The organism is Amycolatopsis rhizosphaerae, from assembly GCF_007713715.1.
GTDB lineage: Bacteria > Actinomycetota > Actinomycetes > Mycobacteriales > Pseudonocardiaceae > Amycolatopsis_E > Amycolatopsis_E rhizosphaerae.
Genome location: NZ_VJWX01000355.1, coordinates 1 through 7,503 on the forward strand (window position 1 = coordinate 1; position 7,503 = coordinate 7,503).

General features: G+C 71.9%; 8 protein-coding genes. 4 read left to right on the forward strand and 4 right to left on the reverse strand.

Annotation, left to right across the window (positions count from 1 at the left end; all coding sequences use genetic code 11):
* From FNH05_RS27065 to folC, 4 genes are all read right to left on the reverse strand, one after another.
* On the reverse strand, positions 1-456 hold a 456-nt coding region (locus FNH05_RS27065), incomplete at its 3' end, for a hypothetical protein (protein ID WP_144591557.1).
* Positions 457-566: 110 nt separating this feature from the next.
* Positions 567-1,181: a pentapeptide repeat-containing protein gene (locus FNH05_RS27070; protein WP_144591559.1), complete on the reverse strand. Its 615-nt coding sequence runs from the start codon at positions 1,179-1,181 to the stop codon at positions 567-569.
* Positions 1,174-1,542 carry a DUF4233 domain-containing protein gene (locus FNH05_RS27075; RefSeq protein ID WP_144591568.1) on the reverse strand — a complete coding sequence of 123 codons (369 nt, stop codon included), beginning with the start codon at positions 1,540-1,542 and terminating at the stop codon, positions 1,174-1,176. Before FNH05_RS27075 ends, FNH05_RS27070 begins: the two co-directional genes overlap by 8 nt.
* Before the next feature lie 278 nt (positions 1,543-1,820).
* Entirely contained in the window at positions 1,821-3,281 is a 1,461-nt protein-coding gene (folC, locus tag FNH05_RS27080; protein WP_281287637.1) for a bifunctional tetrahydrofolate synthase/dihydrofolate synthase, read from the reverse strand.
* A 40-nt stretch (positions 3,282-3,321) separates the two neighbouring features.
* On the opposite strand from folC, the gene FNH05_RS27085 reads away from it, so the two are divergent.
* From FNH05_RS27085 to FNH05_RS27100, 4 genes are all read left to right on the forward strand, one after another.
* Complete coding sequence (locus FNH05_RS27085) at positions 3,322-3,927, forward strand: class I SAM-dependent methyltransferase (protein ID WP_144591562.1); 606 nt, start codon at positions 3,322-3,324, stop codon at positions 3,925-3,927.
* A gap of 44 nt (positions 3,928-3,971) precedes the next feature.
* Positions 3,972-5,234, forward strand: a complete 1,263-nt coding sequence (locus FNH05_RS27090; RefSeq protein WP_246127962.1) for an amidase — start codon at positions 3,972-3,974, stop codon at positions 5,232-5,234.
* Entirely contained in the window at positions 5,231-6,397 is a 1,167-nt protein-coding gene (locus FNH05_RS27095; protein WP_144591564.1) for an acyl-CoA dehydrogenase family protein, read from the forward strand. The genes FNH05_RS27090 and FNH05_RS27095 overlap by 4 nt, the downstream gene beginning before the upstream one ends.
* 91 nt (positions 6,398-6,488) lie before the next feature.
* Positions 6,489-7,391 (forward strand): SGNH/GDSL hydrolase family protein, encoded by a 903-nt coding sequence (locus FNH05_RS27100; protein WP_144591566.1) that lies wholly within the window; start codon positions 6,489-6,491, stop codon positions 7,389-7,391.
* The last annotated feature ends 112 nt before the right edge of the window (positions 7,392-7,503 follow it).

Below are 7,503 nucleotides of genomic sequence, written 5' to 3' on the forward strand. Positions count from 1 at the left end.
CCCCACGGCCACCGCGGCGAGGATCCCCGCCACCGCCAGCAGCAGCAGCCCAGCCGCGAACAGGGTGGCCGCGGCGGGGTTGAACCGCATCGCGTCGACGACCCGCAGCAGCGACTGGTCACCGGTGTCGAGGGCCCGCCGTCCGATCGCGTTCGCGCCGAACACCTCGGCGCCGTAGTAGGGCAGGGTGAGCCCCGCGCCGAGCCAGCCCGTCACCAGCGCCGCGCGCCCGGGCGCGCCGTCCAGCGCCCGCAGGCCGAACGGGATCAGGATGAAGCCCGCGACGGCCGCGAGGTGCGCGACGATCCAGGCCGGTGAGGCCATCGCGGCCGCTCCGGCCAGCGTCGTCTCGTCCGAGTAGGGGCGCACCGCCGGGTAGACGGCGAACAGCACTCCGGCCGCGGCCAGCGCCGCGGCGTTCAGGCGCGTGCTGCCCGGCTTGGTCCGTACTTCCACGATTCCTCCGTGAACACTAGTCGCATTCGAGAGCAGCGCTCTCATGCGATCAGCATCGCGCGAGCCGCGACCCGAGTCAAGAGCAATGCTCTCATTTGCTGATAGTGCTCTCAGAATGCCGCGGCGGACTCGGTCTCCTGGACGTCCGGGCCCAGGCTGCGCACGAGCACCACGGCCTGCGCGGGCGTGATGAGGGCGCCGCTCAGCTCCACCGTCAGCGGGTCCATCGACCGGAGGTCACTCCCCCGCAGATCACAGCGGGTGAACTTGGCACTGTGCAACTGGGCGCCCGACAGATCCGCCCCCGACAGCACCGCCTCCGCACAGTTGGCCCCCGTCAGATCCACTTCCCGCATCCGCAGGGACTGGAACGACGAACCCCGCAGATCCGCGCCCGGCAACGCCACGAACGACCAGTCCCCGCCCATCACGCGCATCGGCCGCACCACGCACTGCTGGAACTGGCTGCCCACGAGCTTGCACCCCTCGAACTCCGCGTCGAAGAAGTTGCACCGCTTGAATGTGCAGCCCACGAAGGCCGAATCGACGTGACGGGAGGCGTTGAACCGCACGTTGCCGAAGGTGCATTCGGTGAACACCGCACCCCGGCTCGACGCCTCGGTCAGATCCACCTCGTGGAACGAGCAGCGCGTGTAGCGCACCGCTTCCAGTTCCTCCGCATACCAGTCCTCGCGCCGGAAGGTCTCGCCTTCGCGCTCACTCACCGCTGTCGGCTCGGCGCTGCTGGCTCGGCAGCGTTCCCGCCGCCATCCGGCGCGCCACGTCGCGGCGCAACCACAACGCCCACGCCCAGAACGCCAGGAACAGCAGACCGATGATCGCGACCGCGGGCAGCGTGAAGAAGAACGAGATCAGCCCCACCTGCAGCGCCAGGATGACCGGCACCACCCACGACCGCTTCAGCAGCCCGCAGAGCACCACCAGCGCCACCGCGATGCCGATCACCGCCCAGCCCTTGCCGGTGCCCACGCCGCCGCCCAGCCGGGCCACCACGGGCACCGCCAGGCCCACCGTGATCGCCTCCAGGATCAGCGCACCCGCCATCACACCCCGGAAGGACTTCATCGGATCCTTCACCGGAGGCCGCGCCCCGGTGTCCACAGACCCGCCGGTGTCGCTCACGCGGGCTCCTGTGTCCTGCGGGACACCCGCACCCGATCGCCCGCCGTGAGCGGGGCTCCCGCCAGTGTCGCTCACGCGGGCTCCTGTGTCCTGCGGGACACCCGCACCCGATCGCCCGCCGTGAGCGGGGCTCCCGCCGGTGTCGCTCACGCGGGCTCCTGTGTCCTGCGGGACACCCGCACCCGATCGCCCGCCGTGAGCGGGGCTCCCGCCAGTGTCGCTCACGCGGGCTCCTTTCCGAAGAGTGTCCGGGCTTCGCCCGCGGTGACCACCGAGCCGGTCACCAGCACCCCGCCGCCCGCCAGCGGCTCGTCCGGGTCATCGCTCTCCTCCACCAGGGCGACCGCGGCCTCCACCGCGGCCTCCAGGCTGGGCTCCGCCACCACGCGGTCCTCCCCGAACACGGACACGGCCAGGTCGTACAGCTCGTCCAGCGGCATGGCGCGGGGCGAGGAGTTGCGGGTCACCACGAGGTCCGACACGACCGGCTCCAGCGCCTCCAGGATGCCGCGCGCGTCCTTGTCCCCCATCACGCCGACCACCGCGGCGAGCCGCCGGAAGGCGAACTCCTCGCCGATCGCGGCGGCCAGTGCCCTGGCGCCGTGCGGATTGTGCGCCGCGTCGAGCAGCACGGTCGGCGCCGAGCGGACCCGCTCCAGCCTGCCCGGCGTCTCGACCTCGGCGAAGGCCTCGCGCACCGCCTCCACCACGAGCTGCCGGTCCTTGCCCGCCCCGAAGAACGCCTCGACCGCCGCCAGCGCCAGCGCCGCGTTGTTCGCCTGGTGCTCGCCGTGCAGCGGCAGGAAGATCTCGTCGTAGACGCCGCCGAGGCCCTGCAGCCTGAGCAACTGGCCGCCGACGGCGACCTCCCGCTGCAGCACGCCGAACTCGCTGCCCGCCCTGGCCACCGTCGCGTCCACCTCGACCGCGCGCTCCAGCAGCACGCGCAGCGCCTCGGGCTCCTGATCCGCGATCACCGCGACGCTGCCGGGCTTGATGATGCCCGCCTTCTCCGCCGCGATCTTGCTCAGGTCGCTGCCCAGGTACTCGACGTGGTCGATGCCGATCGGGGTGATCACCGCCACCTGGGCGTCGGCGATGTTCGTGGCGTCCCAGGTGCCGCCGAGCCCCACCTCGATCACCGCGGCCTCCACCGGCGCGTCCGCGAAGGCGGCGAACGCCATCCCGGTCAGCACCTCGAACTTGCTCATCGGCGGCCCGCCCGCACCGTCCACCATGGACACGTACGGCGCGATGTCGCGGTAGGTCTCGACGTACTTCGAGGCCGGGATCGGGGCGCCGTCCAGCGCGATGCGCTCGGTGACCAGCTGCAGGTGCGGGCTGGTGTAGCGGCCGACGCGCAGGCCCATCCTGGTGAGCAGCGCGTCGATCATGCGGGCGGTGGACCCCTTGCCGTTGGTGCCCGCCACCTGCAGCACCGGATAGGTCCGCTGCGGGTCGCCCAGCACGCTCGCCAGTGCGGCGATGCGCGACAGCGAGGGCTCGATCTTGGTCTCCGGCCAGCGCTGGTTCAGTTCCGCTTCGACCACCAGAAGGTCACGCCGGGCCTGCCGTTCGATCTCCTCCAGGTCGGCAGCGGGGACCTCTCCGGGCTCGTCGGGCAGAGGTCCGGCCACGAAGTTGTCGCCACGGGACAGCTCGGCAGGGTAGTCCTCTTCCACATCCCAGAGTCTACGTTCGCCGTTGTGGCAGGTTGGCGCCGTGCCCTTCAACCACAACGACCACTACCACCCGCTGCTGTTGCGCCAGGTGCCCGCGCGAGCGCGCACCGCGCTGGATGTCGGCTGCGGCACGGGAAAGTTCACGCGGAGACTCGCCGCGACCGGCCTGGCCGTCGAAGGCGTCGACCCGGCACGGGAAGTGATCGAGGCCGCGTGCGCGACGAGCCCCGGCGGGATCACCTACCGCTGCGAGGACATCACCCGCGCCGAGCTTCCAAAAGGCCACTACGACTTCATCTCGTGCCTGGCGGCGTTGCACCACATGCCGTTCGAAACGGTGACGAAGCTGCGGCGCGCACTCGCCCCCGGCGGCGTGCTCGCGGTCCTCGGCCTGGCACTCCCGAGCTCCGCCTGGGACCTGGGAAAGTGGCTGCTGGCGGCCCCGCTGCTGAACGTCCCCGCCAGGCTGGTGGTCGCGGCCGGGGACCGGCTCAACGGTGGCGGAGACCACGTCGCCGTCGCGCCGGTGCGGGACCCGGACCTCTCGATGGCCGAGGTCCGCCGCGGCTCGGCCACGCTGCTGCCGGGCAGCACCGTGCGCACGCTCCTGTTCTGGCGCTACCTGCTCGTTTACCGGGCCGGCTAAGCGGGGGCTTAGTAACGGGGCCCTCGAGGTGCTATGAACACAGGGTGAGCGGATCAGAGTGGATCGCCCGGACCGGACGGCCCGCCGCCGCGCTGCGGCGCGCGGAAGAACTCGGGGCCTTCGTCGAAACCTATGCCGAGCCGGGTATCCCGGCAGCCGTGAAGGACCTCATCGACGTGGCGGGCCAGCCGGTCCGCAACGGCACACCCGGCCTCGGCCACCGCATCGCCGGAACCGACGCCCCGGTGTGGGCGCGGCTGCGCGCCGCGGGCTACGCCGCGGTCGCCCGCACCACCGTGCCGGAACTGGCCTGGTCGGGCCGCACCCCCGGCTGCGGAAACCCGTGGGACCCGTCACGCGACGCGGGCGGGTCGAGCGGCGGCTCGGCGGTCGCCGTGGCCACCGGCGCGACCGTGGTCGCGCTCGGCACCGACACCGGCGGTTCGATCCGCATCCCGGCGGCGCTGTGCGGGGTGGCGGGCCTTCGCCCCACCCACGACACCCTCGACCTGCGGGGGATCACCCCGGTCACCCCGTCCATGGACACGGTGGGGCCGATCGCGGCCACCGCCGCCGACTGCCTGCGCCTGCACGGGCTTCTCGGCGGCGCCATCGAACCCGTACCCGCCCTCGCGGACCTGACCGTCGGCCTTCCCGTGCACCTGTGGGCCGGAAAATGCGACCCCGAGGTCGTCCGGCTCGTCGAGGAGGCGGCCGCCACCCTGCGCGCGGCCGGCGTCAAGATCGTCGAGGTCGATCTTCCGCTCGCGGCCCGGCACGCCCGCACCGCCGGATACACCACGATGCTGTTCGAATCGGCCCGCCAGTGGTGGGCCGAATACCAGCGGGACCCCTCGGGACTGGCGGGCCGTGCCGCCGGGCTGCTGCGCGCGGGGTCCGAAGTGTCCGTCCCGGACTACGAACGGGCCAGGGAACTGGCCGCCGCGATCCGCGCCGAGGTCGACGCCGTGTTCGGCGACGTGGGGGCCCTGCTGTTGCCGACCGTGCCGGTCACCGCCGCCCGGCTCGACGAGGAAACGGTCGAACTCGGCGGACGGGCCGAAGACGTCGAAAACGCCTACTACCGGCTGACTGCGCTCGCCTCGGTCGGCGGTCATCCCGCGCTGACCGTGCCCGCCGGGCTCAGCGCGGCCGGACTGCCCGTCGGCGCCCAGCTCGTCGGCCCCCGGCGGCAGGAAGCGACGCTGTGCGCGCTGGGGACGGTCATCGAAGACGGGCCCGCCGCGCGGGAACTCGCGCTGGCGAGGCGGAACCTGCAGGACGAAACAGTGAGGACACAGCCATGAGCCGCCCCGACCCCCATGATCTTCTCGGCATCCGTGAGCTGCTCGGTGAAGAGGAGCGGCAGATCGCGGACACCGTGCGCACCTTCGTGGGCAAGGAGGTGGCCGACCACGCGGGCCAGTGGTTCGAGGACGCCGAGTTCCCGCGCCACCTCGTCGGCCGGATCGGCGAACTGGGCCTGCTCGGCATGCACCTGACCGGCTACGGCTGCGCCGGCACCAACGCCACCGCCTACGGCCTGGCCTGCCTCGAACTCGAGGCCGGTGACTCCGGGTTGCGCAGCTTCGTGTCGGTACAGGGCTCGCTGGCGATGTTCCCGATCTGGAAGTACGGCTCGGAGGAGCAGAAGGAGCAGTGGCTGCCCGCGATGGCCCGCGGGGAGAAGATCGGCTGTTTCGGCCTGACCGAACCGGACCGCGGCTCCGACCCCGGCGACATGCGCACCACGGCCCGGCGCGACGGCTCCGACTGGATCCTCAACGGCGCCAAGATGTGGATCACCAATGGCACCTTCGCCGACATCGCGGTGGTCTGGGCACGGACGGAGGAGGGCATCCGCGGCTTCCTGGTCCCGGCGGGCACGCCCGGCTTCACCGCGCGCGAGATCAAGCACAAGATGTCGCTGCGGATGTCGGCGACCGCGGAGCTGGTGCTCGAAGACGTGCGCCTGCCCTCCGACGCCGTACTGCCCGGTGTGACCGGCCTGCGCGGCCCGCTGTCCTGCCTGGCCGAGGCGCGCTACGGCATCCTGTGGGGCGCGCTCGGGGCGGCGCGTTCCTGCTACGAGACCGCACTGGACTACGCCACCAGCCGCGAGCAGTTCGGCAAGCCGATCGGCGCTTTCCAGCTGACGCAGCAGAAACTGGTCGGCATGGCGCTGGAGCTGAACAAGGGGCTGCTGCTCGCGCTGCACCTCGGCCGCCGCAAGGACCGCGGCGAGCTGCCGCCCGAGCTGGTCAGCTTCGGCAAGCTGAACAACGTGCGCACCGCGATCGACATCGCCCGCACCGCGCGGACCATCCTGGCCGCCAACGGGATCAGCCTGGAGTACCCGGTCATCCGGCACGCCAACAACCTGGAGTCGGTGCTGACCTACGAGGGCACCGAGGAGATCCACACGCTGGTCCTCGGCCAGCTCCTCACCGGACAGTCCGCCTACCGGTAATCCGTCCGGGCTCCCACCTTCGGAGGATCCCGGGGTAACGCCACCCGAACGGCGGCGGCGCCCGGCGGGCGCACAGGCTAGGAAGAAAGCCATGCGCGCCCGCCGGAGCCTCTTCGTCAGCCTTGTCACGACCCTCGTGGTCTGCACCTCACTGGTCTCGTCGCTGGCCGCCGACGCGGCCACCCGCCGGTTCCGGCACTACGTCGCCCTCGGCGACTCCTACACCGCGGGCCCGCTCATCCCCCTGCAACGGCTCGACCCGCTGGGCTGCTTCCGGTCCACCTCCGACTATCCGGCGCAGCTCGCCGTGCGACTGAGGGCCGGTTCCTTCACCGACGTCAGCTGCAGCGGCGCCGACACCACGAACATGACGGCCCCGCAAAACGTGCTGTTCGGGCCCAACCCGCCGCAACTCGACGCGCTGCGCCCGGACACCGACCTGGTGACCCTGGGCATCGGCGGCAACGACTACGGCGTGTTCGGCAGGATCATCGGCACCTGTCCCGGGCTGCGCGCCAGCGATCCCACCGGCAACCCCTGCCAGCAACATTTCACCGTCGACGGGGTGGACACGATCAAGGCCGCGATCAGCCGCACGCAGGGCAACATCACCCAGGTACTGGCCCTGATCCACCGGCGTGCCCCGCGCGCGAAGGTCCTGGCGATCGGGTACCCGCGCATCGCGCCGCCCACCGGCACCTGCCCGGACATCCTGCCGTTCGCCGACGGCGACTACGCCTGGCTCAACAGCGTCGAGGAAGCGCTCAACGCCGCGGTGGCGGGCGCCGTGGCGACCGACCGGCGTGCGTCCTATGTGGACACCTTCACCCCGTCGCTGGGCCACGACGCCTGCGCCACCGGCGGTGAGGCCTGGATCAACGGCAAGGACGTGCTGCCCTGGGCCGCGCCCTACCACCCGCTCTTCACCGGCATGGCGGGAATGGCACGGATCATCCAGGCCTCCCTCACCCACTCCCGCACCGAGCTGTCCTAGCGCGGGCTGCCAGGCCCCGGCGAAGGGGGCTGTGCGCTGCCGTGAGGGGGCCCCTCACGGTCGTATTTGCCAGGGCCCCGGCGATGTCCTTTCGACTCGCCCGGCGCACGCC

Bases quoted from the DNA above. Each gene is read 5' to 3' on its own strand.
- FNH05_RS27095 (WP_144591564.1), top strand. From the start codon at position 5,231: ATGAGCCGCCCCGACCCCCATGATCTTCTCGGCATCCGTGAGCTGCTC.
- FNH05_RS27075 (WP_144591568.1), bottom strand. From the start codon at position 1,542: ATGAAGTCCTTCCGGGGTGTGATGGCGGGTGCGCTGATCCTGGAGGCG.
- FNH05_RS27100 (WP_144591566.1), top strand. From the start codon at position 6,489: ATGCGCGCCCGCCGGAGCCTCTTCGTCAGCCTTGTCACGACCCTCGTG.